Origin of the sequence: Halobellus sp. LT62 (genome assembly GCF_037031285.1) — an archaeon.
In the GTDB taxonomy this organism is placed as follows: domain Archaea; phylum Halobacteriota; class Halobacteria; order Halobacteriales; family Haloferacaceae; genus Haloquadratum; species Haloquadratum salinisoli.
Map to the genome: position 1 here is coordinate 234861 of NZ_JAYEZO010000002.1, position 26378 is coordinate 261238.

A 26378-nucleotide genomic window follows, 5' to 3' on the forward strand; every position below is an offset into this window, starting at 1 on the left:
TTCCGAGTACACTATGGCTCTTCCAATTTATGCGGATAATGTCTCGAAGTGGTATGGATCCGGAGAGCAGAAGGTACACGTACTCGATCAACTGAACCTGAGCGTCGACTCCGGGGAGTTCGTTGCGGTGCTCGGTCCGTCCGGCTGCGGGAAGACGACGCTGATCAAGATGATGGACGGCCTCGTCGACATCTCCGAAGGGGAAATCAGGATCGGTGACCGCTCCGTCTCGGAGCCGTCCACCGACGTCGCGATGGTGTTTCAGACCTTTCAGCTGTATCCGTGGCGATCGGTCCTCGACAACGTCGCTCTCGGACTAGAGATCCAAGGCGTCCCGAAGAGCGAGCGGTACGAGCGGGCCCGCGAGTGGATCGAGACCGTCGGTCTCTCGCGGTTCGAAGACAAGTACCCCTACGAGCTCTCGGGCGGGATGCAGCAGCGCGTCGGACTCTCTCGCGCACTCGTCGTCGATCCCGAGGTCCTCCTGATGGACGAACCCTTCGGAGCGCTCGACGCGCAGACGAAAGACACGCTCCAGACGGAACTGCTCCGCCTGCTCGACGAGGAACAGAAGACGGTGGTCTTCGTCACCCACGACATCCGCGAGGCCGTGTTTTTAGCCGACCGGGTGGTCGTACTGGACAAGATCCCGACGTCGATAACGATGGAGTTGGACATCGAGTTCGACCGTCCCCGATGGAACCGACGCGGCGAGGTGGAGGGTACCAAACAGTTCGCCGAGTACGAACAACAGCTCCGAGAGCACCTCGGCCTGAGTGAGTGACGATGAGTAGCGAGAACCCCTCTCCAAGCGCGTTTCTCCCGGACTCCGTGGGACGATTCCTCCGCGGCGAGACCGTGGCCCGGAAGTACGTCCTTCGAGTTATCGCCGTGATCGTGGCGCTCGTGCTGTGGGACCAGTACGCGAGCACGCAACCGACGTACTTCTTCCCGGCTACCGAGCGGATCGCGGGGGCCCTCGTAGAGCAGTACTACGAGTACAACCTCGTTCAGGCGTTCCTCGGCAGTATGTGGACCCTGTTTGTCGGCTTCGCGCTGGCCGTACTCGTCGGCATTCCGACCGGGCTGCTAATGGGGACCAACCGGTACGCCGAGGTCGTCTTAGACCCCTACGTCACGGCGCTGTATATCGCTCCGATCGCGGCACTGGTTCCGTTGCTGGTGTTCGCCTTCGGTGCGTCCTTCGAGACCCGGGTGGCGATCGTGTTCCTCTTCGCGGTGTTCGAGATCATCATCGACACCTACAAAGGCGCGAAAGCGACGCCCAAGGCGTCGATAAACGTCGCTCGTTCGTTCGGCGCGAGCCGGCTGTTCGTCCTCCGAAAGGTCGTCATCCCCTACGATATGCCGTACATCTTCACGGGTCTCCGACTGGCGATCGGGAGGGGGCTCAAGGGACTCGTTCTCGCGGAACTGCTGATCAACTTCGCGAACTTGGGGGCGATCATCAGGATCTGGCAAGACGACTTCCGCCTCCAAGGCGTGCTCGCGATCGCACTCCTGTTTATGCTCGTCGGGATCGTCCTGACGAAGGGGATGCAGTACCTCGAACAGCGGTTCTTCTACTGGGGTGACGAGCAATGAGCACGGTCTCATTGGACCCGGAGCAGCGGACGGACCGTCTGCTCTTGAACGCCGGGTTCTTCGCCGTCATCATCGCCGCGTACGTCGCGGTAGCCGCGCTCGTTGACGTGGTTCCGTACCCGCAGGAGATCGTGGCCGCGTTCTACACGCAGGTCACGACGGAGAACCTCACCGAGGCGACGGTCAACGCCCTGTACGCGATATTCACCGGCTACTTCCTCGCGGTACTCGTCGGCATTCCTATCGGACTGCTGATGGGCGTGTTCTCGCCGCTCGAGGAGTTCTTCGATCCCTACGTCGACGCGCTGTACGCCCTGCCGCTGGCGGCGATCGTCCCGGCGATGATCATCTGGTTCGGCACGGGGTTCAGCGTGCGCGTCGCCGGCGTGTTCTTCTTCTCGCTGTTCCCGATTCTGATTAACACGCTCAACGGGGCGAAGAACACCCCCGAGGACCTTCTCGAAGCCGCACGCTCCTTCGGTGCGGGGAAGTACTTCATCATCAAGAACATCGTTATTCCACACGAGGTGACATATATCGCTACCGGACTGAGAATAGGTATTTCTCTTGCAGTGAAAGGACTGGTGGTCGTCGAGATCATCGTGTCCGTCACGGGATTCGGCGAACTCATCTTCAGATGGGGTGCAGCCGTCCAACTCGAGGGCGTGTTCAGTGTCGTACTGACGCTAATGGCGCTCGGAATCGTCCTCACGTCGCTGCTCACGAGAATCGAAAATCGGATCGTCCACTGGGACGTCTCCGAGTGAGTCCTCGATCGGACTCTTCACCACGCTTGCGACGGTCTCTGTTGACCGCCGTTCACCCGACCGAGAACCGCAGAATTATTTGATAGCAGATATACTAACATAATATAGTAATCGATGTTTGGACTCACCGAGCGCGAAGTGCGATTCGCCGCCGTCATCTGCCTGACGCACGTCTCCCAGCACGCGTTCATTCGGTTGCTTCCGCCCCTGATTCCGGTGCTATCGGTGGCGCTGACGTACCCGCTCTGGAAACTCGGTCTGCTGATAAGCGTCTTCTACGTCGGGAGCGGTCTGGGACAGGCACCTCTCGGAGTCGTCGCCGACCGATACGAGTGGTCGGCGCTGTTGGTCGGCGGTATCGTCCTATCCAGCGTCTGTTACGTGGTGTTCGCGGTCGCTCCCCTCTTGGGGGGCTCCGTGCCCGCACTCGCGATCGTCGGATACACGTTCGAGGGGACGTTCGTGCTGATGGCGGCGTCGATGTTCGTCTGTGGGGTCGGGACGGCGGTCGTCCACCCGGTCGGCTACCCGATGATCACGGCGAACGTCTCGACGGAGAACAAGGGCACGCTCCTCGGGCTGTTCGGCAGCTCGGCGAAGTTCGGCGACGCCGTCGCTCCCATCGGCGTCGGCGTGCTCATCCTCGTGTTCGATTGGTCGACGATCCTCGTGATCTTCGGCGGGATCGGGATCGCCTTCGGGGCGATCCTCTTCGTCGTACTCAGGGGCGACGAGTTCGTCACCGCGCCAACGAACCCGCGATCGGAAGCGTCCGTTGCGGCCGACGAACCGGCCGATGATCGCGGGTCGTACCGGTACCCGATGGTTATCGTCTACGCGTTCTTCGTCGCGAAAATGTTCGCGTCGAACGGCGTCAATACGTTCGTCCCCGCGTTTCTCGTGTCAGTCTACGGGTACACGATGTCGGTCGGAGGCGTGCAGTTCGGCGCGGAGTCGGTGGCCAACTTCTACTTCACGGCCCTCCTCGTCGCCGGAGCGGTCAGCCAAGTCGTTCTCGGTGTCGTCGCCAACCGGCACGATCCGCGCCTCGTCTTGCTCCTCGGATCGATGGTCGGCACGCTGAGCTTACTCGCCCTCGGGGGGCTATCGATCTCTCCTGGGCCGCTGTTGGTCCTTATGATGGTTCTGGGCGTGAGTCTCTGGGGAATCAGCCCGGCACGCGATGCGATCATCAGCGAGATCTCACCGGCCGGACGTGAGGGACGCACGTTCGGCTACTTCTGGACGGGCGTGATGCTCGTGGGTGCGCTGATGCCCGTCGCCGTCGGCCACCTCATCGAGACGACGGGGATGCGCCGCGGATTTACCGCGCTCGCCGTCGGGACCGTCTTGGCCGCCGGACTGATCGGACTGTTATTCACCGACCGTGTCGCGTTCGAGCCGAGACAGCGATGAAACAATTATAAAATGAAAAATATACTCAAAAATAACGAATACAGACTAGTGTTTTGTTATAATTTGACTGACTCTCGCTTTATCTGCTCTGCTATGGCCATTTGACGTGTTAACCAATACCAGTTTGAAAGTTAAAATAATATGAGTATCCGTTCCTGCGAGGCAATCGAAGAATGAAGCGCTCCGAGCGCTTCACCGCCGACGAGCGGCCGCAGGCCGCGAGTTCGGCGGCATTTTTCCCTCTAGGTTTTTCCGCGACGGGTTCCCGCAGCGAACGCAGTGAGCGAGGAAACCCGTCGTGCGAAAAAGGTAGGTCGGTAGCGTTTTGCCGTCCCTGTGGATAGGCGATACTATGAGTGCGTACCCACCGATCAGCGAGCAACTCGACGACATCGAGGGCGCTCGCACCGAGGGACGGCGGAAGATGGACTGGGCGCTGCAACACATGCCTATCCTGCGGGAACTCCGCGAGCAGTTCGCGGAATCGAAACCGCTCGACGGCCAAGTCATCGGGATGGCGATGCACGTCGAGGCGAAGACCGCGAACCTCGTCGAACTGCTGGCGCTCGGCGGCGCGGAGGTCGCGATCACCGGGTGTAACCCGCTCTCGACGCACGACGACGTGAGCGCGGCGCTCGACGCCAACGACGCGATCACCTCCTACGCCAAGCGCGGCGTCGACGAGGACGACTACTACGCGGCGATCGAATCGGTCGTCGCCCACGAGCCGACGATCACCGTCGACGACGGGATGGATATGGTCTACGCGATCCACGAGGACTACCCCGAACTCATCGACACCATCGTCGGCGGTGCCGAGGAGACGACGACCGGCGTCCATCGGCTGCGGGCGATGGACGCCGACGGCGAACTGAAGTATCCAGTCTTCGCGGTCAACGACACGCCGATGAAGCGCCTCTTCGACAACGTCCACGGGACGGGCGAGTCCTCGCTGGCGACCATCGCGATGACGACGAACCTCTCGTGGGCCGGTAAGAACGTCGTCGTCGCGGGCTACGGCTACTGCGGCAAGGGCGTCGCGAAGAAGGCCGCCGGGCAGAACGCGAACGTGATCGTCACCGAAGTCGAGCCGCGCCGCGCGCTGGAGGCGCATATGGAGGGCTACGACGTGATGCCGATGAACGAAGCCGCCGAGATCGGCGACGTCTTCATCACGACGACGGGCAACCGCGACGTCATCACGCGAGAGGACTTCGAGGAGATGCAAGACGGCGTCCTGCTCGCGAACGCCGGGCACTTCGACATCGAGATCGACCTCGACGCGCTCTCGGCGCTCGCCGTCGACGAGTACGAGGCTCGCGACGGGGTCCGAGCGTACGAGCTAGACGACGGCCGCCGTCTCAACGTGCTCGCGGAGGGTCGGCTCGTCAACCTCGCCTCGCCCATCGCGCTCGGTCATCCCGCGGAAGTGATGGACCAGTCCTTCGGGATCCAAGCCGTCTGCGTCCGCGAATTCGTCGCGAACGGAGACGAATACGACCCCGGCGTCTACGACGTCCCCGACGAGTTGGACAAGGAGGTCGCCGAGATCAAACTCGACGCCGAGGGCGTCGATCTCGACGCGCTCACCGACGAGCAGGCCGAGTATATGAACAGCTGGAGCCACGGAACGTGATTCGGACCGCCGTCCGGGAGTAAGCGCCCCCTACTGGCCCCACGTCCACTTCGCGTCGAGCACGTATCGGTAGACGCCGCTTATGACGATCGCGATGGCGTTAGCCGCGAGGTAGGGCATCGATCGCCATTCGACGAGGAGATACAGCACCGCCAGCTGTATCGGGATCGCGGTGCCGCGGACGACGTTCGTCTTGAGCAGGCCTATGAGAAACTCCGCCGTCCCCGTGTTCTGCGTCGCCTCGAACGTCCACGCGTTGTTGAGAACGTACGAGAGGACGATCGTGATCTCGATGGCGAAGAGCGCACCGAGCAGGTAAAACAGGCCGGCGACGTCGACGAACAGCCACAACAGCGCCATCTGGATCCCGGCTGTCACCGCACCGACGATGACGAACCGGCGCAGCTGGAGCGCGAGCGGGCCGCTGTGGAGGTTGCGAAGGAAGTTCCGAACCATCTATCGGTAGCCGAGCGCTTCGAGTCGTGCTTCGAGGTCCTCGTCGACCGCTCCCGCTTGGCTCTCTCCCGGTCGTGTGTCGTCGCGCTCGGCTTCGCGGAGGAGTTCGGCGTGCGCGTCGACGATCGGCCTGAATCTCTCGATGACCGCTCGCACGTCCTCGTCGCGATCTGACGCCCGGTTCCGCTGCTGGGTCGGGTCGTCGGGCCGGTAGTACACTTCTTCCTCGTCCGCGTCGACGTTCCGGATGTACGTCCAATCGCGGTCGCGGATACTCACGAGCAGGTCGCCGTCCGCCAGCGACCGCGGGATCGGCTGCGCGGTCACGTCCTCGCCGCGGACGGTGACCGAGACGACGGGGTCACCCGTCGGCCTCGTCCCATCGAGTACCGTCGAAACGAGCGGCTCGCCGAGCCATTCCTCTGGCGTATCGACGTCGAGCAGGCCCGCCACTGTGGGCGGAATCGAATCGAGTCCGACCTGCTCCTCGACGCGCTGTCCCTCCGCGCCCGGGACGTCGACGATGAACGGCACGTGAATCAGTTCGTCGTACAGCTTCGGGTAGTGTGCGAGGTGGCCGTGCTCTTGGAACTCCTCGCCGTGGTCGCCCGCGAGGATGACGGCCGTCTCGTCGTCGAGGCCGTTCGCCGACAGTTCGTCCAAGAGACGGCCGATGCTGGCGTCGACCTGTCTGGCGGCGGCCTGATACAGCGTCCGAAGGTCGTCGAGCGTCCGCTCGCCGACCTCCCAACCGAGGCCGGTCCGCGTGTGCGCGTGGAGCATCCGATGCGTCCCCACGAGCCCCGAAGAGACCTCGCGGATGTACCGCGGGGCGGGCACGTACGGCGTGTGAGTGTCCATGTAGTGGATCCAGAGGAAGAACGGCTCGGAGGCGTCCTCGAAGAACTCGGTCGCGGCGTGTTCGACGTCGAACATCCGCGAGGTGTCCAGAAAGGGCCGATCGTCGGCGTTGCCCGCGAGCCGCGATCTGATGCGTCTGATCGGCGACGCGGCCAGCTGGAGCCACGCCTCGACGGTCGGATGCGTCGCGAGGTATTTGCTGTAGATGCTCGATCCCACGCTGGCGACGAACGGCTCGAACTCGTCGAAGCCGTCGTCGTAGCCCCAGTGAGAGGTCAAAAACCCGTTCGCCGCGTTGAATCCGCCGGTCGCGACGCCCCCGTCGGAGACCGTCCGCGCGAGCGTCGGCACGTCCTCGACGCCGATTTCTCCGGAGTCGGCGAACACCGGCCGCGAGGCGAGTATCGACGGGAACGAAAACGGCGTCCAGTTCCCGTTCGCGAACGCCCGCTCGAACACGGTCCCGCGCTCGGCGAGTTCGTCTATCACCGGCGTATGGCGCGCTCGGTCGTACGCGCCGATCGCGTCTGCTCTGAGGGAGTCTACGGTGACGAGAACAACGTTCGAGACGGGCGTTTCAGAGTTCATCTGTGTGTGCGGCATCGTTCCGAACCTGAAACCGGCACTATCGGAACGAAGTACTATCTCACAGATAGTATTTAAGACATATATACCCGCGGATTTCTATCGGATCGCGTCGCGGGGTGCGGTGCGTCCGGTTTAAATCCCTCTCCGCGCGAGTGTGAAGTATGTCCGCGAATCGGAAAGGCGACCGCCGCGAGCGAGAACTGGTCAACCGGCTCGACGAGGCCGGGTTCGCGGTGATGCGCGCCCCCGCGTCGGGATCGGCGACGGAGCGCGAACTCCCCGACGTCCTCGCCGGAAACGGCGACGTCTTCTACGCCATCGAGGCGAAATCGAGCTCGGGGCGGCCGATCTACCTCTCCGGCGAGGAGGTCGAAGCACTCATCTACTTCGCGCGGAACTTCGGCGCGAAAGCGCGGATCGCGGTCCGCTTCGACCGCGAGTCGTGGTACTTCTTCCACCCCGGCGACCTCCACGTGACCGACGGCGGCAATTACCGGGTGAAGAAGGAGACGGCGCTCGCGGAGGGCGAGGAGTTCGAGTCGTTCGTCGGCGGCCCCGCCCAGTCACGCCTCACTGACGTCGGCGACGACGGCGAATAGCGCGGATACGTCGTCGAGGTCGGCGGATACGTCGTCGAGATCGATCGATACGTCTTCGAGATCGGTCTCTTTCCTTGCGTCTGCGACCGGGCGAAGCCGAGAGGCCGGAAACAGATACCGTCGCGCGTCGGCGACGACGTCGGCAACGTGTCCGTCATCGCTCCCGGTCTCAGTAGCGCTTCTGATATCGTCCGATAGCGACCCGACGTAGACGGCAGCGAACACCGGTTCGTGGCCGCCGTAGGCCGCGTTCGTCTCGTACGCCGAGACCAGCCGTCCCTCCTCGGTTCGGGTCGCGTCCGCCCGCTGGCCGAGCGCGTCGACGACGACGAGCAGCGATCCGGTCTCTCGGTCCCGAACGAGGTCGCCGGGAGCGCGGTCGTGGCGTTCACACAGCACCGGACTGTCCCTCTCGGTCTCGATCGGCACGAACGCGCGACCGCCACAGACCGCGCAGACGCGCTCGCGCTCGTTCGGCCCCGGAACGAGTCGCGCGTCGATTTCGAGTTCGACGCGTCGGCGGTGCTTGCAGCGCGCGCCGCGGATCGCGCTGTCCGGGCAGGTACACGACTCGCGCTCGACGTCGACGACGTAGGTGCCCCCGTCCGTTTCGACGACGTAGCGGCCGTCCCGCAGCGGCCGGACGGTCATCGGCTCGGTGCGCGCGCGGTACGCCCGCCCGGTCTGCCCGTCGACCGGAAGCGTTCGCTCGGTTCGCCCGCGGCGTCCGCGAACGCGACGAACGGCCGGCCGCGAGGTGGCGTGGTCGTGGGGTGTCGATGCGGAGGTGCGACTGGCGGCTGTCAGTTCGATGGGACGTCGGTTGGCCGGTATCTCGGCCGCGGCCGGGTCTGACGCGGCTGTATTTCGGGTGTGCGTCATCGGTGATCCCGAGAGCGTGTTCTCTCGTGGCTATCTCTACGTTCCCGACGACCCTAAACCTTCGTTTCGTGTGGAGATACGGGGCGTAGCGCCGCATCGAAGCCCTTTTAGAACGTCCTCGGAAACGCTGGGGTATGGAAATCGATGCGGCGATGCGCCGGAAGATCGTGGTCTCTATCGTCGCTGTCGGCGCGTTCTTCGCCCTCTTCGTCGGCATCGGCGCGACGTACGGTCCTGATCTGGGTGAGACCGGCGGGCTCGCACTCGTCGGCGCGATCGTGCTGTTCATTCTCGTAATGGCTGTCGTCGGATTCATCCTCGAGGATTAACGTCCGGTGCCCGTCCGTCCTGCACCCCGCATTCTTGGCGTCGCAGTGGCTTCGACTCGCGGCTGTCATCGCTATGTCTCTTCGTCGCGCTCGTCGTGGCCTGTCTGTCGCGAGTGTTGTTCTCAGTCGCCGCTAGCTGTCTCGCGCCAATCGCGGACGTCGCCCGCCTCCCGCAGCGCGTCGGTGTAGTACGACAGCGGGTGCGAAATAGTCTCACACCGTTCGTCGGGATCGACACAGGTGCCGTACGTCTTCATTGTCGCGCACGACGGCGGCGGGTACTGCGTCCCGTCGCTCTCAGCGAGATACTCCACGCGCGTCCGAATGCGTGCATCGTCGTCGCTCTCGTCGGCGTCTAACAGCGTCACCACGTCGTCGGCGTCCAGCCCGAGCGCGACGAGAAACGAGACGAGCGAGAACTCCGCGTGTGCCGCGAGCGTCTCGTCACCGCGAGCGCGACGCACGAGCGCCCGCATACACGGCGGAAACAGCGCGGGGACGACGGTCTCGATCTGCCCGGCACCGGCCGTCTCGTGATCGTCGAGCAGTGACCGGAGCTCGGCGACGGCGTCCGAGAGGGCTTCGGCGATGGCGTCGCCGCCGTCGGTTCCACGGACCTCGAACGGGAGGCCCGCCGCGACACGTCGCTCGACGGCCGCTTCGAGCAGTCGGAGCAGTCCCTCCGCGGGAACTCGGACTTCGCCGTCGGCGACCTCGCGGTTGACGAGCCGCCACCGCTCTCCCCAGTCGGTGTCGGCCAGTTCGAGGTACGATCCGAGTTCGATCCAGTAGTGCGTCGGGCCCCGTCCGCCGCGGTCGCCGCTCCGAGATCCGCCGCGCGGCGTGTCCCGGTTCCCCTCCCCGTCGAGCGGTTCGGGCCGGACAGCCGCTTCGAGGTCGAACTCCCGGAGGACTTGCTCGAGCGACGCGCGCGTCCGCCCGGTGCTCTGGAAGTCGTCCTCGGCAGCGAAATCGGCTGTAAAGCGCTCGCGCGCCGTTGTCGCCTCCGCTGTCGCGTACTTCTCGACCGCCGCGGGCGTCTCGATCAGCGAGACGAGGATCCGCGCGATCGGGTACGAGAGCAACCGCTCGCGGTCGTTCCAGCGGCGGGGTTCCTCGGCGGCGATCGTCCCTTCCATCAGGGCGCGCTCGACCCGCTCTGTGGCTCGCTCGACCGCCGGGGCGTCCTCAGCGATGAGCGCCGCCGGCGAGATGTCCGCCTCGCGGACGGCCTCGCGCGCGCCCTCGAAGAACGGGTAGCGCGCGTAGAGCGGGTCCATCGGCATCGCCTGTCCGTTTCCGCCGCCGCCGAATAAACACGACGGTCGATGAGCGCCGCTCGGCCCCGGCGTCGGTATCGCGCTGTGCTCGGAGCGACGACACCGTATCACCTAAGACGGCGCGCCGCCTTTCCCCGCCCGTGCCGCAGTTCGACTACCCGTGTCCCGACTGCCGGGCCACGAACAGCCTCCACGACGCCGCCTGCGATTTCGAGGGGACGCCGTGGCCCGAGGTCGAGAAGGCCTACGTCGACATCGTTTCTCGGCTCACCGTCGAGCCGACCGAGGAGACGGACCTGTACGACGCGGTCGACGGCGAGTGGGACGCGCTGTACCGCTCGGCGCTCGAACGCCTCAAGCGCGACGAGCGGGTCACGGAGCGTAACGACGTGCTGCGGCTCCGCACCGCCGAGGAGTTCCGCGAGGAGGTGTCCGAACCGACGCACGAGCCGATGCGCACACTCTATCGCAAGGGGAGCGTGCCGGGCTGTCACGACAACGCGGTCTTCGCGATGATCGCGTGGTACGAGATGGTCGGACTCTCGTGGTCGGAGACCCGCGAAAACGTCATCGAGTGGCTCCACGACAGCGGTACGTGGGGCCGCGGCGGCTTCGAAGAACCCTCCCCCGAGGCGCTCGTCGACGCGAAGCGTCACGTCTACCAAGCGGGCTACGGCTGGAAGGAGAAAGCCGAGGCGGCAAAGCGCGTGATCGATCGCCACCGCGGGTGAGACGCCGGGCGCGCTCGTGAGACCCCGAACACGCACGATCGGGTTGCCGTGTCTGCCACACGCGTTATCCCCGTAGGGCCCGTGGTACCACTATGCAATCGAGCACCGCCAGACGCGGCGTCACGGGTGCCGCCGTGGGCGCGGCGTGGCTTGGCGGACTGTACGCCGCGACGCCGCTCGTCGGCGAGTTCGCCCCGATCGCCCTCGCCGAGGGAATCATCGTGCGGTCTCCCGGGTGGGTGTCGACACTCGCGGTCAGCCTCCTCGGATTCTCGGCCAAGCCGGTGCTGTTGGTGAGCGTGCTCGTCGGGATCGTCGCGGTCGCCGCGGGCGCGTGGGTGCTCTGGCCTCGGGACCGCGGGGCGGCCACACTGCTCGGCGTCGTTGCGGGCGTGATCGCTACCACCGCGGCGCTCGCGGCTGCCGGCGGCGATCTCTCGCTTCGGTCGGCGCTCGCCCTCGCCCTCGCGGTCGGATTCCCGTACGTCGTCAGCCGCCTGCTCGCCGAGACGACACCGCCTCCGGACCGACGGCGGTTCCTCCGCCGACTCGGTGCCGTCGCGGTCGTCGGCACGGGATCGTTCGTCGGGCTTCGGGCGGCGTTCGAGCGACTCTCCGGACGGAGAGCCGGAGCCGACCTCCGTGACCGCGACGGCGGTTCGGGCGCGTCCGGTACCGTCGACGAACCGCAGTCGCCGCCTTCCGTGGGCGACCCCCGATTCGACTTCGCGGGGATGCCGGCGGCGGTCACGCCCCCCGACGAGCACTACGTCGTCGACATCAACATCCGCCCGCCGAACGTCGACCCCGACGCGTGGACGCTCGACGTCGACGGCGGGGTCGAGAGCCCGTACAGCCTGTCTTACGACGAGCTTCGCGACCACGACGCGAGCACCAAGCAGATAATGACGATGCTCTGTATCTCGAACACCGTCGGCGGCGACCTCATCGGCACGTCCCGGTGGACGGGCATCCAACTGTCCGATCTCGTCGCGGACGCGAACCCCGGGGACGCGGCGGTCGACGTCGTCACCCACGCGGCCGACGGGTACAGCGAAGCCATCCCCCTCGACCTCGTCGAGCGCGAGGACATCCTGATCGCCCATCAGATGGGATCGGACCCGCTCACCCGCGCGCACGGCTTTCCAGCGCGGTTGCTCGTCCCCGGTCGGTACGGGATGAAGATGACCAAGTGGATCACGCGAATCGAACTCGCAGAGAACGACCACGAGGCCTACTGGGAGCAGCGCGGGTGGGACGAGGAAGCGGTCGTGAATACGATGTCGTACGTTCGCGGCGCGGAACGCGACGGCGACACCGTCACCGTTGGCGGCGTCGCGTTCGGCGGCTTAGAGACCGGCGTCCAAGAGATCGAGACCGTCGAAGTCAGCGTCGACGGCGGCGAATCGTGGGTCGAGGCGGAGTTGGAAGCGCCCATCGCTCCGCACGCGTGGCGTCGCTGGCGACATGCGTTCGACGCCCCGGACCGCTCGGAGTTCGAGGTCGTCGTCAGAGCGATCACGCGGGACGGAACGGTGCAGACCGAAGAACGGCGTTCGCCGCGCCCGAGCGGCGCGACCGGGTGGCACCGAAAGAACCTGCGAGTGTGAGGCGTCTACTCGAATCCGCTACTCGCTTTGGATCCGCGGCGCGAGCATATACGTGACGTTGCCCTGCCCCTCGGCGACCGCGTAGTGGATCTTGACCGGGAACTCCTCGCCGAGTTCGACGGTGACCTCGGCGTCCTTCGGGATCGCCTTGTTCATATCCTTCAGGTAGTCTAAGGAGAACAGCGAGTCCGCCGTTCCCGCGGTGAGCGCGATCAGGTCGTCGGCGTCGAGCTCGAAGTCGACGTCGTCGGTGTCGCCCTCGGCCTCGATGTGGAACGCCTCGTCGTCGGCGTCGACGCGGAGGCGGACGTGATCGGAGACCATATCGGCGGCCTTGATCCCCCGGTCGAGCTGCGCGCCCTCGAGGACGATTTCAGCGGCGAGATCGAGGTCCGGGATGTCGGGTTCCTGCCGGATCGAGTCGGGATCGATGAGCGCGAGCGTCGAGGAGAGGCCGTCCATCCGGATGTTGAGCTTCCGAGTCTCCTCGTCGAGTTCGAGCTCGACGAGCTGATCGCCCGTGGCCATCCCGATGAAGTCCTCGAGCTTCGCGAGGTTGACGCCGATGACGCCCCCGTCGGCCTCGTAGGACTCGAAGGCGGCGGCGTCGAGCGAGAGGTCCACCATTCCGACGTTCGCGGGGTCGACGGCCCGAATCGACAGTTCGTCCTCGTTCAGTCGGATCTTGCACTCGTCGACCAGCACGCTCACCGAGTCGAGCGCGTCTTGGAGCGTAGACGCGCCTACGATGGCCTTGAACATATGGAGCGTGCTACGGCAGCGGGCTTAAAAATACTCGTGGTTCTTCCGCGCACTCGCCGAGGGTGTCCGAGGCGGCTTGACGATCGCGGCCGGGGCGTCCGAGGTGTCTCGACGATATCCGATGTCCCTTTCCGCTTCGGCGGCGTCACACCGAGTATGAACGCGAATTCGTCGGCGGTTCCGCTGTCGAACACGTCGGGAACACCGGTGAGTGAACGATGACACGGAAAGACCACTACTACAACAAGGCCAAACAGGAGGACTACCGCGCCCGCTCGGCGTACAAGCTGAAGCAACTCGACGAGGAGGCGGGTCTGTTCGGACCCGGAAACACCGTCGTCGACCTCGGCGCGGCCCCCGGCGGCTGGCTCCAAGTGGCCGCCGAGGCAGTCGGTGACCGCGGCACGGTCGTCGGCGTCGACTTCCAGCGCATCCGCGAACTGGACCACGAGAACGTCGAGACGATTCGGGGCGATATGACCGACGAGGAGACCAAATCGAAGCTTCGCGATCGGATCGGCGACGACGGCGCGGACGTGGTGCTCTCGGATATGGCCCCGAATATGACCGGCGAGTACTCGCTGGATCACGCGCGATCGATTCACTTGGCTCGACAGGCCTTCGAGGTCGCGCTCGACCTCCTCCCGGCCGGCGGCGACTTCGCCGCGAAGGTGTTCGACGGACAGGACCTCGCGGACCTGCGCGAGGATATCGAGAGCGAATTCGAGTACGTCCGGTCGATCCGCCCGGACGCCTCTCGCGACACCTCTTCTGAACTCTATCTGGTCGGGAAACACCGAATCACCGCGCCGGTCCGCGAGGGCGACGAACTCGACGTCGTCGTCGACGACGTCGGCAGCGAGGGCGACGGCGTCGTCAAGGTCGACGGCTACACGCTGTTCGTTCCCGGCGTCGATGCGGGCGATTCAGTCCGCGTCCGCGTCACCGACGTCAAGGCGAAGTTCGGGTTCGCCGAAGTCGTCGACGAGGACTGATTTTACGCAGCCGGCCTCTCAGTCGGCCGTCCACGCGTTGCCGCTCTCGTCGATGGTCGATCCGCCGAAGAAGGCCACGACGGCGTAGACGAACGGCGTGTCGACGAGCGCGATGAGCAGCTTCAGCAGGTACTGGCCGACGATCAGCGAGAGAATCACCGGAACCGGAAGGGGGTCGCCGAAGCCGAGCACCTGCGGCGCGAGGTAGAACGCGATGGCGACGAAAAGCACCGTGTCGATCGCTTGGCTCGTCGCCGTCGAGACGATGTTCCGCAGCCAGAGCATCGACGCGCCGGTCGTCTCGCGGATGCGGTGGAACACGATCACGTCCCAGTTCTGGCTGACGAGGTACGCGAGCAGGCTGCCGAGCACGATGTTCGTCCCCGGGGCGAGCACCGCGCGGTACTGGCTGGCGGCGTCGGGGTTCGCCGCTGGTGCGAGGATCGTACTCCAGACGAGCGCGAGCAGGACGAAGTTCATCGCGAAGCCGACGTTGACCATCACCTGCGCCGCGCGACGGCCGTACAGTTCGGAGTAGCAGTCCGAGGCGAAGAACGTGAGCGCGTACGCCAGCGCCGCACCGGGCAGAATGATGTTCGCGCCGGTGACCGGGAGTTCGACCGGCAGTCCGAACGACAACAGCTTCGATGCCGTCAGCTGCGCCGTCGTCAGTGCCGTCACGAACAGCGCGACGAGCGCGATCTGACCGGCCTGCAGTCGCGTCTCACTCATCGTCGATCCGTCCGTGCCGCGAGTCGATTTCGTCGAGCACATCCAGTGTCTTGCGGATCGACGCACGGATCGCGTCGCTCCGGTTGACGAACTTCCCGTCGTCGCCGACGTGGTCGTCGAGATCAGTGAGTAGTTCCTCGGGGATCTCTACGCTGATTTTGGGCATATATTCTCCTAAGAATACCGGGTTAATATACCAGCGGGATTCGAGCCGTCTGTGGCGATCATCGGCACACTCCGGGACGGTCGTGTAATCGCGTGCGTGACGGCTCTCAAACGCGACGTTCGCTTTTGCCGTGCGCCCAGCGACCGGTAGCTGTCGGGTTACAAAGTCCTCTCTTCGTGTCACCCAGTACCTGATGACGTGTCCACGACTCGAATACAGAGCAGCCGACGACGAGCACGAGTTCGACCACCTGCGGCCCTACTGTACAGTGACCGAGGAGTTCGTCTCGCCAATGAAAGCCGACATCTGTAACGACCGGTTCGATTTCCACCACGAAGACCACTGCGACGTGTTCCAAGCGGCCGTCGAGGCACCGGCGGCGGACGACGACTGAACGGCTCGCGGGCGTCGACAGCGATCGTTCGGTCCGGAGACCTGACACGTCGCGAGCGGATCTCGTCCGTTCACCGGGGCCTCACCGACAGACTGACCGTCTGCGACGATTCCGCGCTCCCCGACGGCGTTCTCCGTCACTCTTCGCTCCCCCTGGTAAACGCGCGTTACTCGGGGTAACCGGGCTAATACAAAGCCGCCGTTCCGCCACCTGTCAGACGATCCCGGCGCTCGATTGGATCCGACATTATGAGCTATCAGGACTATCTCGACGACAACAAGGTGATACTGACAGTGGCGACGACGGGCGGCATTCACGGCAAGAACGTCAACCCGAACCTGCCCGAACAGCCCGATGAGATCGCAGAGCACGTGGCCGCCTGCGAGGAGCTCGGAGCCGCGATCTGTCACGTCCACGGCCGCGACGAACACGGTGAGAACGACGCCAGTCGGCTCCAGGCGGTCAACGACGCGATCCGGGAGCGCTGTGACGATATTATCATCCAGAACACCACGGGCGGACAGAGCACGCTGGAAGCGCGGATCGAAGGGATCCGAACTGATCCCGCTCCCGATATGGCGTCGCTCGATATGGGGCCGTTCAACCGCGGCAAGCACATCATCACCGAACACAACCGCCACAACATCCAGACGCTCGCTCGCGAGATGAAAGAGAAGGGGATCAAACCCGAACTGGAGGTGTTCAACAACGGCCACCTCAACGAGGTGTATCAGTTGATCGAGACCGGCCTGCTGGAGGAGCCGTACTACATCAACCTCATCTTCGGCACCGGCACGTTCTCGATTCCCTCCCCGGAGAACGTGATGAACCTCGTTCGGAATCTCCCGGAGAACAGCGAGTTCAACCTGCTCGCGACCGGCCGGCATCAGCTGCCGTTGACGACGCTCGCTCCGATTCTCGGCGGTCACATCCGCGTCGGAATGGAGGACAACCTCTACTACCGGCGTGGAGAACAGGTCGAGAGCAACGCGCAGCTGGTCGAACGGACGGCGACGATCGTCGATCTGCTCGAACGCGATCTCGCGACGCCGGGGGAAGCCCGCGACATCTTGGGGATGAGCTGAGCGGTCGCGGCGTGTGCCGCTCCTCCGGCTCTCGACCGTGACACCGTCGTCCGTCGGCGATCGATACCGCCGTTCAATGGCCTCTTACGCATTGTATGGGGTCATTTCGAGGCGTTCGCCGGCGACTTCGATCACGCGAATCGTTCCGATTGATCCCCGTTTCGGCCCTCCAGATCCCCGCAGTCGACCGATTTCGACTCCCGTGAGAGAGACAGTCGTCGCCGCGAACCGCCGTGTCCGACGAACTCGACTCTCTCGGACGATACCGAAGCGTATACAGGTTCTTCGGTGGGCTACGGGCTCCATACGCCTATCGAGCGATCATAGTCCGCTCTATAACTAAGCCGCAGATCGCACAATCGAGACTCACTGTGAGCCACCCGTTATCGAATTTCTCGGCGCGCGCTGGCGGAGGTGACCGGCAGTGGGAACGGTAGTTGTATCGATCGATGCGGAACTCGGCTGGGGACACCACGACCTCACGGACCCCCCGTCAGACCGGGTCGAGGCTGGACGCGACGGCTGGCTGACGCTCCTCGACCTCCTCGACCGCTATGAGATTCCGGCGACGTGGGCGGTCGTCGGCCACCTGTTCCTCGAGGAGTGCGACCGAACCCACTCCAGACACCCGCTCGCCGGAGCGTGGTTCGAGCGGGAGCGAACCGAGTGGGCGGACCGGCCAGACCTCCTGTTTGCCCCCGAGTTGATCCGGCGGATCGCGGACGCCGGCGTCGACCACGAGATCGGCTGTCACTCCTTTTCGCACGTGATCTTCGGCGACGAGGGAACGACTATCGAGGTCGCCCGCGCGGAACTGCTCTCGGCGCTGGAGGCCGCCGAGCGCTCGCCCGTCTCGTCGGAGATGACGTCCGTCGTGTTCCCGCGTAACAGCGTCGGACACCGCGACGTCCTCGCCGAACTGGGATTCGCCGCGTACCGCGGCACTCGACCGGACGTCGACTCACTCGGCCTGAAGGCGTTGCAGAAGGTCGGAACGCCGCCGATCGTCTCCCCGACGATCGACGAGTTCGGCCTCGTCAACGTCCCCGCGTCGCTCTATCTGTTCGGCTTCGAGGGCGTCGCGCGTCGCGTCTGCGAGTGGCTCTGGGAGGACCCGATCGTCGCGCGAGCGCGCGCCGGCGTCGACGCCGCCCTCGATGAAGACGGCGTGTTCCACGTTTGGCTCCATCCGAACAACCTGACGTCCGATCTCGACGTCGAGCGCCTCCGTCGGATCTTCGAGTACGTCGCGGACCGCCGAGAGCGCGAGGGCCTCCGCGTCGAGACGATGGCCGGCGTCGCGAGGGCGACGCGATCCCGATCGAATCCGCTGGTCCCGGGATACCCGTGACGCCGCTCCCCCGGATTCTCTATCTTCCGTGAACGCAGTCGCGAATTAGAACCCGTTGTGCTCGGTGAACGTGAGCCGCCAGCTCTCCGGGTCGTCGAGGCGGATCCCGTTCAGCCGCCAAGACGGCTCCTCGCGACCGTCGAACAGCCGCGAGATGAGCACCGTCGGCGTCGTCACCCTCGACAGCGGTAGTCGGTCATCGGGGAGGAACCCGTACGCGTACAGGAGGGATTTCGGGATCACGCTGGACGTTGCGGTCACGAGATCCGCGTCCGCCTCCTCGGAAACGATCCGATCGAGGAGCGCGGCCAACCCGCGCCGCCGACCGTCCCCGCCGACGAGCGGAACGACGTCTGCCAGCGCCACGACGTCGGTGTCGCCCTGTTCCTGTCGCCCCACGACGACGCCGGCGATCGGTTCGTCTGACGCTCGGTCCCGAGCGAGATACGTCTCGTACGCCCAGTCCGGGCGGTCGAACCGCCAGTCGTAGAAGCGCTCCTCGCGCAGGGCGTGGGCGGCGTCCGGGACCGACCGCTCGTACAGCGCCGCGAGCGTCGACGCGGGGACGTCGTCGTGACGGGTGACGCGCACGTCCGTCGGAACCGACGCCCGGAGCTGCCGAGCCCGTAGGCCCGCAGTGACGATCGGCGACAGCACCGATGCCGCCCGCGAGGCGAGACCGTCGGCGAGCGCCGCGGGGTTCTGCACGCGGTAGGCGGTCGGGAGTTGCCCCACCTCGCGACAGCCGAGTTTCAGGTAGCCGGGCCGCGACAGCGCGTTGGGGACGCTGAACGTCAGCACGTCCTCCGCGAGGTCGCCGTAGTACTCGAACGAGCGCTCGGTCATCCGCGTGAACAGCCCTCGTCGCTGGTGGTCGGGGTGGACCATCGTGTCGCCCGTCTGCAGCCCGAGCGGCGTTTCCTCGCCCATCCGCAGCCGAAACGCCATATACGGCCGCGCACCGACGAGGTCGCCATCGTGCTCGGCCACGAACATCGGCACGTGCGAGACGTACGGGTTTTCCAGATACTTCCAGCGAAACCACGCCTCGCTTCCCCCGCCGAACACGTCGTCGAACAGTTCAAGAAACGCCGTTCGGTCCCCCGGTTCGTACATCCGGATCGCGTAGGGATCGTCGTTGCTCATAGGCAGACTCGGCCCGCCTCGGGAGATTGTTATGAGCCGGTTACGTCACGATATTACGGCATCACGACCTCACGGCGTCATAGTATCACGACGTCGCGGCGGCGCGACCTCACGCGAGCACGGCGCGGATGCGTTTGAGATCGAGGAGGCCGCCGAGCGTGGCGAGCACGCCCCAGACCGCGACGCCGACGCCGACAACGAGCACCAGCGAGACGACCCCCGAAACCATCGGGACGAGCAGTTGGACCACCCCGCCCATCACGGCCGCAATACCGGCGACGGCGACGAGTAGCCGCGCGATCGAGCCGACGTTCAGCGCGAGTTCGGTGTGGATGACGTACACGTTCGCGACGGTGTAGACTGTGTAGGTAATCACCGTCGCGACGGCGGCCCCGACGACGCCGATCCGGGGAATCAACACCAGATTCAAGAGGAAGTTCGCCACCGCGGTCGCCGTCTTCACCATCGCCCGCTCGCGGGCCCGCCCGAGGAAATCGAGGCCGTCGCTTGTCACCTTGTTGATCGCGTTCACGAACATGAATCCGGCCATCACCTGCAAGACGGGCGCGGCCCCGTCGTACTCCGGGCCGAACACGTGCGCGACGATCGGTCCGGCAACGAGGATCAGTCCGACCATCCCCGGTACGTACAAGAGGAGGACGTACCGCAGCGAGGTCTCGTAGACGCGCCGCGCGCGGTTTCGGTCGTCCTTCGCGCGCTGTTCACCGACCGTCGGCGAGATCGTGTACCCGAGCGACTTTGCCGGAATCGATCCGAACTCCGACACCTGCTTGGCGATCGTGTAGTAGCCGACGGCTGCGGGGCCCAGAAACAGCCCGACGAGCACCGTATCGATCCGCTTATCGAGCACGTTCGCCCCCCGGGTCGCGGTGAGCGGCACGCTGTACTCCAAAATCCGTCTGCGGAGTCCGTCGCGCGCCTCCGCCGCGCTCGGAAACGACGTGTACGACAGCCGGTAGAAGACGACGCCGCCGACGAGCGCGGTCACGGCGAATCCGACGACGTAGCCGCCGAGCGCCCCGGCCGCGCCGAACCCCGCGAGGACGAGCGCGACGGCACCGGTGAACCGGGCGATCCCGGAAATCGCCGTGAGCCGTCCGCTCCAGTCGACGCGGTTGACGGCCTGAAACAGCCGTCCGAACGAGATTCGGAGCGTGTTGCAGACGACGTATCCCGCACCGAGGACGAGCAACGGCGCGAGTCCGGGTTCGTCGAGAAACGACGCGACGTGCGGGCTCCCAACCGCCAGCACCGCGCTGATCCCAACCGAGAGCGTGAGGACGACGGCGACGCTGAATCGGATGACGTGTCGGACCTGACCCGGCGCGGTCTCCGCGAATTCAGTGACGTAGCGCGCCGCGGCCGAGGGGACGCCGAGGGTCCCGAAGATGGCGACGACGCCGATGATCGAGAGCGCGTAGTGCAGCAGCCCGAACTCCGCGGGCGTCAGCAGGTATCGGGCGAGGACGACCATCAACAACCCGTTCGCGACGGAATTGATCAGGTTCCCACCCAGACTGGCCCTGACGCCGGTCGCGATCCGGTCCGTGAGCGACATCTACCCGAAGCTCCCCCGCTCGGGGGTTTGTTAGCCGTCGTATACCGAACCGAAGACGCCGCGTAGCGGGCGACTATCCGTCAGATGTCGGCGCGAGAGGGTGAGAGGTCGCGCCGGCCGCCGACCGTGATCACGAAGAGGACGCCGAGGCCGATCCCGTAGGCGGCCATCAGCGGGATCGTCACGAGGAACATCGTGAGCACGTCCGCCGGGGTGAAAAGCGCCGCGAACGCGAGGATGCCGACGGTCACCTCACGCCAGCGGCCGCGCATCGTCCGGTAGCTGATCCCGGCGCTGTTGAGCAGGATCATCAGGACCGGCACGTCGGCGAGGAGCCCGATTCCCGCGGTGGTGAAGAAGATGAGCCAGAAGAAGTTGGTGATGCGATAGGCGATCACCATGTTCGCCATCACGGCGTCGTTGACGAGCCACGAGATGACGGCGGGCGCGATCGTCGTGTATCCGAGGACGAAGCCGCCGATCAGCCCCGCCGCCAGCGCGCCGGTCCACAGGAAGACCGCGCTCTGGCGCTGTCTGATGATGTTCCGTTCGCGGAGCGCGGGCCACGCGTAGTACGCCAGCACCGGGAGCGTGACGATGGCGGCGATGATCGTCGAGAATTTCACCTCGAAGACGAGCGCTTCCATCGGGTGCAGCGCGACGACGTTGAGCACCTCGTCGGGCGTCACCTGCGCCGGGAGTCGACTCAGGAAGTCCTCGTAGACGCGTTTGATCCCGCCGGTGTAGAGCCAGCCGAACGTGCCCGCGAGCACGAGCATAAACAGCCCGACGATGCGGAACGCCCGCGACGTGACCGAATCGAGGATGAACGCGATGTCGGTGTAGTACCCCTCGAAGTCGCCGCCGTCGTCGCCCTCGTCGGCGGCCGCCCCGCTCTCCGCGTCGATTTCGTCTTCTTCTCCCCCGCCGCGGAACTCGTCGAGGAACGTGTTGCTGGCGCGCGAGAACCGATCGCCGATCGAGCCGCCACCGGTTGACCCGCTCGCGCTCGTCGCAGCAGCCTCTGCGCCGGCCTCGGGGCTCTCTTCGGCCCCGGTGCTTCCGTCGCCCTCGCCAGAACCCTCGGCGTCGAAGCGGTCGATGATCGCCTGTGCCTTTTCCTTGTCACCGGCGTCGATCGCGTCGCCCGCGGCGCCCATCGCCTCGTCCTCGGAGAGCGCCTCGAACACCTCGGGCGGGGCCGCGCGGACGCCTGCCGCGTCGAGCTCCGCGAGGTCGATTTCGGTCGGGTCACCGATTCCCGCCTCGACGACCGCGAGTTCGCCGATGTCCTGATAGACGAAGTAGCCGACGGCGACGGCGGCGGCGGCGACGCTCGCGAGGAGCACGTAGCCCGTGAACACTCCCACCGACGACGGCGCGAAGACCGCGTAGTCGCTCCCGATCGCGGCGAGCGCGTCGTTGACGTAGCCCACGCCGCCGCGCTCGAAGAACGCGTAGACGAACACGCCACCGACGACGCCGACGCCCGCGATGGTATTCCAGTGCGCCCGGACGCTGCCGACGACGTTCATTCGCTCGCTCCCGCGGCGCGCGGTCGTGACGATCTTCGCCAGATAGAGGCTGGCTCCGTAGAGGGCGAGCACCGGAATCGCCCACATAATCTGCGTGAAGGGGTCCGGCGGCGTGAACATCGCCCCGACGGCGAAGACGCCGACGGCGGCGTGCCGCCACTTGTCGCGGAACGTCTCGTAGGGGACGATCTCGGTGTAAGAGAGGATCGTCATCACCAGCGGCAACTGGCTCGCGAGGCCGAACGAGGCGGTGAGTAAGAAGATGAACTGCGCCCACTTCACGATGGAGTACGTCGGCGAGAACCCCGCGGAGATGGCGTTCTGCGCGAGGAAGGCGAACGTGAACGGGAAGAAGACGAAGTAGCCGTAGGCGACGCCGAGGACGAAGAGCGTCGCCATCCCGGAGAGGATGACCGCGAGCTGCCAGACCGGGACCGGCGAGGAGGGCCACAGCCCGCGTTCGACGAGCGCGTCACGAGAAAAGTACAGAAACGGTGGGATCGCGAGAAGGACGCCGACGACGAGCCCGATCTTCGCCTGCAGGAGGATCACGTCGAATGGCGTCTGCGCGATGATCGAGACGTCGCCGCTCACCTGCGCCGACATCTGGGCTCTGGTGATTCGTTCGAGAAAGTCCCAGACGTAGAGCCGGAGCGCGTAGAACGTCCCGAGAAAGCCGATCAGAAAGAAGATGAAGACCTTCTGCAGATCCTTCTGCGCGGCTCGAAGCATCGCTCCGGCGGTCTCGCGACCGGCGTCGAGTGTCGCTCTCGTGTCCTCGTCGAGCGCGCTAGACATACCCGAAGGGAACCGACTCGCGGTTATCAATCTTTTCTACCGGAGCGCCCCGATCCCCGCGCGAGACGATGCGGAAAGGCCTATAAGAACCGGGCGGCGAAACTCTGGTGAATGGCCGACGATTCGGAGGACGCCGACCGGACGCCCGACGGAGACGACGTCGACGCGTCCGGTAGCGACGAGTCCGCCGCCGATTCCGAGACTGTCGGGTCTCCCGCTGGCTCCGAGGTCGACGGACCTTCCGCCGACGCAGGGGCAGACAAGCGCGACGAGCCGAGTGGGGAGCGAAGCGAACCGGTAGAAGAGAGCGACGAGTCGGCAGGGGGTAGCGACGAGTCCGCCGATTCCGACTCGGGCGACCGCGACTCAGAAGACCTCTCGGACGACTCCGACGAAGCCGAGGCGACTGACGAACCGACGGAAGGCGAAACGGGCGACGAGGCGGACGACGACTCGGCTGCGGACGACGATTCAGTCACGGGCGACACCAACATCGACGACTCGTCCGACGAAGACGATGCGAACGAAGACGAAACGGACGAGGGCGACACCGACGGTTCGTCGGACGAAAGCGACACCGACGAACCGGGTGAAGACGACGACTCAGACGAGTCGGCCGCGGACGGCGAAGACGCGGACCGGCCGGAAGAGTCCGATTCGGGAGCGCTGGAGAATCTCGACGCTTCGGCCGACGACGAGGCGACCGTTACCGGTACCGACGGCGGCGCGCCGGGGACGGCGAGTGATGCGTTCACCGACGAACCGGCGACCGAAAGCCCCGGCTCCGACCCGCTCGTCGCCGACGAGGACGAGACCGGGATCCTCTCGGACGGCCCCGAGACCGACGAGGAGATGCCGCTGGCGGATCACATCGAGGAGATGATCCGCCGTCTGGCCGTCGTACTCGGGATCGGCGGGCTGATCACGCTCCTGCTGTACCCTGGGGCCGACTTGGTCAACTCCGCGTTCGGTCTCGATCTCGTGAGTTCGACGGAGGTCATCGACTTCCTCTGGAACAAGCACATCCCCGGCGCGCCCGAGATGGTCGACCGCCGCCCGCGGGTGTACGGTCCGCTCGAGCTCCTCCTGACGGAGCTGAAGGTCGCCGCCCTCGGCGGCCTCGTGATCGGGCTGCCGGCGTTCGTCTACGAGACGTACCTGTTCATGCGCCCCGGGCTGTACTCCAAAGAGCGCCGCTACTACCTCGCGGCGGTGCCGACGAGTCTCGTGCTCGCGCTCGTCGGGATCGCGTTCGCACACTTCCTCGTCCTGCCGGCCATCTTCGCGTACTTCACCTCCTACACGACGGGAACGGCCGTCGTGGCGTTCGGCCTCCAGGAGACGTTCAACCTCATCCTCATCCTGATGGGTTACAACGCCGTCATCTTCCAGATCCCGCTGTTCGTGATGCTGGCGATTATGATGAACCTCGTCACCCGGCGGTGGCTCGAAGACCGCCGCCTGCTCTTCTGGGGGACGTTCCTCGGGCTCGCGTTCCTCGTCAGTCCCGACCCGACCGGGATGGCCCCGATCATCATCGCGCTGACGATGATCGCGCTGTTCGAGGGGACGCTGTTCGTGCTGCGGTGGACCGGGAGGGGGTCGCTGGCTCCCACCGCCGATGGACTGGCGGCCCGCCGTCCCCAAGCTGCCGTGCTCGCGGCGCTCGTCGGCTACCTCCTCAGCCCCCTGCCGGCCCCGACGGGCTATTACGACCTTCTTCCCTCGGTGGTCGTCGAGACGCTCGCGGCCAACGGCCTCGCGGTGTACACGCCGCTGATCATCGCGGGCGTCCTCGTCGGCGTGTTCGAACTCGTGTCGCTCCTCCTGCGCCGCTACGGCCGCTCGCGGCGGATGCTGCGGGTCAGTCTCGCAGTCGACACTGCCCGCCGCCCGGTGTGGCTGGTCGCCGTCGTCGTTGGCTATCTCGGCAGCCCCGATCCGGCCGTCCTCCGGTGGGCCACTGAGCTGAATCTTCACCCGGCGCTGGCCGGCGGGATCGCGGTCGGGCTGGTGCTCGGCTACGAGGCGCTTCGCCTCCTGCTCGCGTCCCGCGAAGATCGTGCAGGCTGAACTGTCGGCTCTATTTCCGTACCCTACCGGACAGCCGAAACCGGCGTCACAACGTTCTGAGAACCGGTTTCAGACGCGGCTTCACTCGCTAGCTGTCGGGTACTCGGCCGCGAACACGTCTTCGACGAGCGGCTCGTCGTCGCCGTTCGGGCTGACGCTTCCGGTCTGATACCCGTGTAGATCCAGCGTCACGTGCTCGAAGCCGAGCTCCGTGAGATGTTCGCGCGCGGCGACGACGAAGTCGCGGTTCAGTGCGCCATCTAGTTCTTCTGGCGCGATTTCGATCCGTGCGAGGCCGTCGTGATCGCGGACGCGGAACTGCGAGAATCCCCACTCTCTGAGCACCCGTTCCGCCTTCTCGATGCGCGTCAGGCGCTCGTTCGTGACTTCTAATCCGGTCGGAATCCGCGAGGAGAGACACGCCATCGAGGGCTTGTCCGCGACTGACAGCCCGAAGTCGTCGGCGATCTCGCGCACCTCGTCCTTCTCGATTCCGGCCTCCAAGAGCGGCGAGCGGACCTCTAACTCCTCGACTGCGCGAAGTCCCGGTCGGTGGCCCTCGCCCGGATCCGAGGCGTTGGTGCCGTCGCAGACCGTCTCGATACCCAGTTCGTGAGCGGCTTCGTACATCCGTCCGAGGCGCATCGTCCGGCAGTGATAGCACCGCTCGCCGTCGTTCTGCACGAAGTTCGGATCGTCGAGCTCGGAGAACTCGACGACCTCGTGGCGGATCCCGATCTCCTCGGCGACGCGGCGGGCGTCGTCGAGTTCGGCGGCCGGGAGCGTCTCGGATTTGGCCGTGCACGCGACGGCGTCGTCGCCGAGAGCCTCGTGCGCGAGCGCAGCGACGACTGCGGAGTCGACACCGCCGGAGAACGCGACGAGGACGCCGTCGCAGTCGGCCAGCGACTCGCGGACGTCCTCGGCCTTCCCGGTGACATCGACGGGAGGCTCTTCCGCATCCGTCTGGGTTGACATACCCGCTCTACCCAGCGCAACGGC

24 protein-coding genes and 1 pseudogene are annotated in these 26378 nt (G+C 65.5%); 14 read left to right on the plus strand and 11 right to left on the minus strand.

Going from position 1 to position 26378, the window contains the following annotated elements; translation table 11 throughout:
* Window positions 1-13 precede the first annotated feature (13 nt).
* The 5 genes from U5919_RS10465 to U5919_RS10485 all read left to right on the plus strand — a co-directional run bounded on the left by U5919_RS10465 (window position 14) and on the right by U5919_RS10485 (window position 5424).
* The gene (locus U5919_RS10465; RefSeq protein ID WP_336024157.1) at window positions 14-784 is read left to right on the plus strand and encodes an ABC transporter ATP-binding protein; all 771 of its coding nucleotides are present in this window, start codon (window positions 14-16) and stop codon (window positions 782-784) included.
* Between the two features lie 2 nt (window positions 785-786).
* Complete coding sequence (locus tag U5919_RS10470; protein WP_336024159.1) at window positions 787-1605, plus strand: ABC transporter permease; 819 nt, start codon at window positions 787-789, stop codon at window positions 1603-1605.
* Window positions 1602-2372, plus strand: coding sequence for an ABC transporter permease (locus tag U5919_RS10475; RefSeq protein WP_336024161.1), 771 nt, complete (start codon window positions 1602-1604; stop codon window positions 2370-2372). The genes U5919_RS10470 and U5919_RS10475 overlap by 4 nt, the downstream gene beginning before the upstream one ends.
* A 114-nt stretch (window positions 2373-2486) precedes the next feature.
* Window positions 2487-3788 (plus strand): MFS transporter, encoded by a 1302-nt coding sequence (locus tag U5919_RS10480; RefSeq protein ID WP_336024162.1) that lies wholly within the window; start codon window positions 2487-2489, stop codon window positions 3786-3788.
* Between the two features lie 352 nt (window positions 3789-4140).
* Entirely contained in the window at window positions 4141-5424 is a 1284-nt protein-coding gene (locus tag U5919_RS10485; RefSeq protein ID WP_336024163.1) for an adenosylhomocysteinase, read from the plus strand.
* Window positions 5425-5454: 30 nt separating this feature from the next.
* Here U5919_RS10485 and U5919_RS10490 read toward each other — a convergent pair whose 3' ends face one another.
* Window positions 5455-5880 carry a GtrA family protein gene (locus U5919_RS10490; RefSeq protein WP_336024164.1) on the minus strand — a complete coding sequence of 142 codons (426 nt, stop codon included), beginning with the start codon at window positions 5878-5880 and terminating at the stop codon, window positions 5455-5457.
* Complete coding sequence (locus U5919_RS10495) at window positions 5881-7329, minus strand: sulfatase (protein WP_336024165.1); 1449 nt, start codon at window positions 7327-7329, stop codon at window positions 5881-5883.
* 161 nt (window positions 7330-7490) lie between these two features.
* Between U5919_RS10495 and hjc the strand changes: the two genes are divergently transcribed.
* Complete coding sequence (gene hjc / locus U5919_RS10500) at window positions 7491-7928, plus strand: Holliday junction resolvase Hjc (protein WP_336024166.1); 438 nt, start codon at window positions 7491-7493, stop codon at window positions 7926-7928.
* On the opposite strand, the gene U5919_RS10505 is transcribed toward hjc, so the two are convergent.
* Complete coding sequence (locus U5919_RS10505) at window positions 7893-8810, minus strand: SWIM zinc finger family protein (protein ID WP_425604217.1); 918 nt, start codon at window positions 8808-8810, stop codon at window positions 7893-7895. The two genes, hjc and U5919_RS10505, sit on opposite strands and share 36 nt — an antisense overlap.
* Window positions 8811-8944: 134 nt before the next feature.
* Between U5919_RS10505 and U5919_RS10510 the strand changes: the two genes are divergently transcribed.
* A complete protein-coding gene (locus U5919_RS10510; protein WP_336024167.1) occupies window positions 8945-9139 on the plus strand; it encodes a DUF7472 family protein in 195 nt (64 codons plus the stop codon).
* A 122-nt stretch (window positions 9140-9261) separates the two neighbouring features.
* Here the strand turns inward: U5919_RS10510 and U5919_RS10515 are convergent, their stop codons facing one another.
* Window positions 9262-10419, minus strand: a complete 1158-nt coding sequence (locus U5919_RS10515) for a DNA primase large subunit PriL (RefSeq protein ID WP_336025564.1) — start codon at window positions 10417-10419, stop codon at window positions 9262-9264.
* Window positions 10420-10559: 140 nt separating this feature from the next.
* Between U5919_RS10515 and U5919_RS10520 the strand changes: the two genes are divergently transcribed.
* Together U5919_RS10520 and U5919_RS10525 are read left to right on the plus strand one after the other, a co-directional pair.
* Window positions 10560-11150: a DUF7474 family protein gene (locus tag U5919_RS10520; protein WP_336024168.1), complete on the plus strand. Its 591-nt coding sequence runs from the start codon at window positions 10560-10562 to the stop codon at window positions 11148-11150.
* 92 nt (window positions 11151-11242) lie between these two features.
* The gene (locus U5919_RS10525) at window positions 11243-12760 is read left to right on the plus strand and encodes a molybdopterin-dependent oxidoreductase (protein WP_336024169.1); all 1518 of its coding nucleotides are present in this window, start codon (window positions 11243-11245) and stop codon (window positions 12758-12760) included.
* Between the two features lie 18 nt (window positions 12761-12778).
* Here U5919_RS10525 and U5919_RS10530 read toward each other — a convergent pair whose 3' ends face one another.
* Complete coding sequence (locus tag U5919_RS10530) at window positions 12779-13522, minus strand: DNA polymerase sliding clamp (protein WP_336024170.1); 744 nt, start codon at window positions 13520-13522, stop codon at window positions 12779-12781.
* A 218-nt stretch (window positions 13523-13740) separates the two neighbouring features.
* Here U5919_RS10530 and U5919_RS10535 point away from each other — a divergent pair, with 218 nt between their 5' ends.
* A complete protein-coding gene (locus U5919_RS10535) occupies window positions 13741-14517 on the plus strand; it encodes a 23S rRNA (uridine(2552)-2'-O)-methyltransferase (protein WP_336024171.1) in 777 nt (258 codons plus the stop codon).
* A gap of 18 nt (window positions 14518-14535) precedes the next feature.
* Here the strand turns inward: U5919_RS10535 and U5919_RS10540 are convergent, their stop codons facing one another.
* Window positions 14536-15249: a queuosine precursor transporter gene (locus U5919_RS10540; protein ID WP_336024172.1), complete on the minus strand. Its 714-nt coding sequence runs from the start codon at window positions 15247-15249 to the stop codon at window positions 14536-14538.
* The gene (locus tag U5919_RS10545) at window positions 15242-15415 is read right to left on the minus strand and encodes a ribbon-helix-helix domain-containing protein (protein WP_336024173.1); all 174 of its coding nucleotides are present in this window, start codon (window positions 15413-15415) and stop codon (window positions 15242-15244) included. The genes U5919_RS10540 and U5919_RS10545 overlap by 8 nt, the downstream gene beginning before the upstream one ends.
* Window positions 15416-15608: 193 nt before the next feature.
* Here U5919_RS10545 and U5919_RS10550 point away from each other — a divergent pair, with 193 nt between their 5' ends.
* The 3 genes from U5919_RS10550 to U5919_RS10560 all read left to right on the plus strand — a co-directional run bounded on the left by U5919_RS10550 (window position 15609) and on the right by U5919_RS10560 (window position 18245).
* Window positions 15609-15809, plus strand: a complete 201-nt coding sequence (locus U5919_RS10550) for a hypothetical protein (protein WP_336024174.1) — start codon at window positions 15609-15611, stop codon at window positions 15807-15809.
* A gap of 248 nt (window positions 15810-16057) precedes the next feature.
* Window positions 16058-16894 (plus strand): beta-keto acid cleavage family enzyme, encoded by an 837-nt coding sequence (locus U5919_RS10555; RefSeq protein ID WP_336024175.1) that lies wholly within the window; start codon window positions 16058-16060, stop codon window positions 16892-16894.
* A gap of 424 nt (window positions 16895-17318) precedes the next feature.
* Window positions 17319-18245: a polysaccharide deacetylase family protein gene (locus U5919_RS10560; RefSeq protein ID WP_336024176.1), complete on the plus strand. Its 927-nt coding sequence runs from the start codon at window positions 17319-17321 to the stop codon at window positions 18243-18245.
* A 45-nt stretch (window positions 18246-18290) separates the two neighbouring features.
* Here the strand turns inward: U5919_RS10560 and U5919_RS10565 are convergent, their stop codons facing one another.
* From U5919_RS10565 to tatC (U5919_RS10575), 3 genes are all read right to left on the minus strand, one after another.
* Window positions 18291-19391 (minus strand): GNAT family N-acetyltransferase, encoded by a 1101-nt coding sequence (locus U5919_RS10565; protein ID WP_336024177.1) that lies wholly within the window; start codon window positions 19389-19391, stop codon window positions 18291-18293.
* Window positions 19392-19500: 109 nt separating this feature from the next.
* A complete protein-coding gene (locus U5919_RS10570) occupies window positions 19501-20970 on the minus strand; it encodes a flippase (protein WP_336024178.1) in 1470 nt (489 codons plus the stop codon).
* An 80-nt stretch (window positions 20971-21050) separates the two neighbouring features.
* Window positions 21051-23303 (minus strand): twin-arginine translocase subunit TatC, encoded by a 2253-nt coding sequence (gene tatC / locus U5919_RS10575; protein ID WP_336024179.1) that lies wholly within the window; start codon window positions 23301-23303, stop codon window positions 21051-21053.
* A 111-nt stretch (window positions 23304-23414) separates the two neighbouring features.
* Here tatC (U5919_RS10575) and tatC (U5919_RS10580) point away from each other — a divergent pair.
* Window positions 23415-24899 (plus strand): annotated as a pseudogene (gene tatC, locus U5919_RS10580) (twin-arginine translocase subunit TatC); the annotation flags it as partial.
* A gap of 558 nt (window positions 24900-25457) precedes the next feature.
* Here the strand turns inward: tatC (U5919_RS10580) and larE are convergent.
* On the minus strand, window positions 25458-26354 hold the full coding sequence (larE, locus tag U5919_RS10585; RefSeq protein ID WP_336024180.1) for an ATP-dependent sacrificial sulfur transferase LarE: 897 nt from the start codon (window positions 26352-26354) through the stop codon (window positions 25458-25460).
* Window positions 26355-26378: the final 24 nt, after the last annotated feature.

Bases quoted from the DNA above. Each gene is read 5' to 3' on its own strand.
- U5919_RS10565 (WP_336024177.1), bottom strand. From the start codon at position 19,391: ATGAGCAACGACGATCCCTACGCGATCCGGATGTACGAACCGGGGGAC.
- U5919_RS10505 (WP_425604217.1), bottom strand. From the start codon at position 8,810: ATGACGCACACCCGAAATACAGCCGCGTCAGACCCGGCCGCGGCCGAG.
- U5919_RS10570 (WP_336024178.1), bottom strand. From the start codon at position 20,970: ATGTCGCTCACGGACCGGATCGCGACCGGCGTCAGGGCCAGTCTGGGT.
- U5919_RS10465 (WP_336024157.1), top strand. From the start codon at position 14: ATGGCTCTTCCAATTTATGCGGATAATGTCTCGAAGTGGTATGGATCC.
- larE (WP_336024180.1), bottom strand. From the start codon at position 26,354: ATGTCAACCCAGACGGATGCGGAAGAGCCTCCCGTCGATGTCACCGGG.
- U5919_RS10545 (WP_336024173.1), bottom strand. From the start codon at position 15,415: ATGCCCAAAATCAGCGTAGAGATCCCCGAGGAACTACTCACTGATCTC.
- U5919_RS10535 (WP_336024171.1), top strand. From the start codon at position 13,741: ATGACACGGAAAGACCACTACTACAACAAGGCCAAACAGGAGGACTAC.
- U5919_RS10495 (WP_336024165.1), bottom strand. From the start codon at position 7,329: ATGAACTCTGAAACGCCCGTCTCGAACGTTGTTCTCGTCACCGTAGAC.
- U5919_RS10485 (WP_336024163.1), top strand. From the start codon at position 4,141: ATGAGTGCGTACCCACCGATCAGCGAGCAACTCGACGACATCGAGGGC.
- U5919_RS10540 (WP_336024172.1), bottom strand. From the start codon at position 15,249: ATGAGTGAGACGCGACTGCAGGCCGGTCAGATCGCGCTCGTCGCGCTG.
- hjc (WP_336024166.1), top strand. From the start codon at position 7,491: ATGTCCGCGAATCGGAAAGGCGACCGCCGCGAGCGAGAACTGGTCAAC.
- U5919_RS10555 (WP_336024175.1), top strand. From the start codon at position 16,058: ATGAGCTATCAGGACTATCTCGACGACAACAAGGTGATACTGACAGTG.
- U5919_RS10515 (WP_336025564.1), bottom strand. From the start codon at position 10,419: ATGGACCCGCTCTACGCGCGCTACCCGTTCTTCGAGGGCGCGCGCGAG.
- U5919_RS10475 (WP_336024161.1), top strand. From the start codon at position 1,602: ATGAGCACGGTCTCATTGGACCCGGAGCAGCGGACGGACCGTCTGCTC.
- U5919_RS10470 (WP_336024159.1), top strand. From the start codon at position 787: ATGAGTAGCGAGAACCCCTCTCCAAGCGCGTTTCTCCCGGACTCCGTG.
- U5919_RS10550 (WP_336024174.1), top strand. From the start codon at position 15,609: ATGACGTGTCCACGACTCGAATACAGAGCAGCCGACGACGAGCACGAG.
- tatC (WP_336024179.1), bottom strand. From the start codon at position 23,303: ATGTCTAGCGCGCTCGACGAGGACACGAGAGCGACACTCGACGCCGGT.
- U5919_RS10530 (WP_336024170.1), bottom strand. From the start codon at position 13,522: ATGTTCAAGGCCATCGTAGGCGCGTCTACGCTCCAAGACGCGCTCGAC.
- U5919_RS10490 (WP_336024164.1), bottom strand. From the start codon at position 5,880: ATGGTTCGGAACTTCCTTCGCAACCTCCACAGCGGCCCGCTCGCGCTC.
- U5919_RS10510 (WP_336024167.1), top strand. From the start codon at position 8,945: ATGGAAATCGATGCGGCGATGCGCCGGAAGATCGTGGTCTCTATCGTC.
- U5919_RS10480 (WP_336024162.1), top strand. From the start codon at position 2,487: ATGTTTGGACTCACCGAGCGCGAAGTGCGATTCGCCGCCGTCATCTGC.
- U5919_RS10525 (WP_336024169.1), top strand. From the start codon at position 11,243: ATGCAATCGAGCACCGCCAGACGCGGCGTCACGGGTGCCGCCGTGGGC.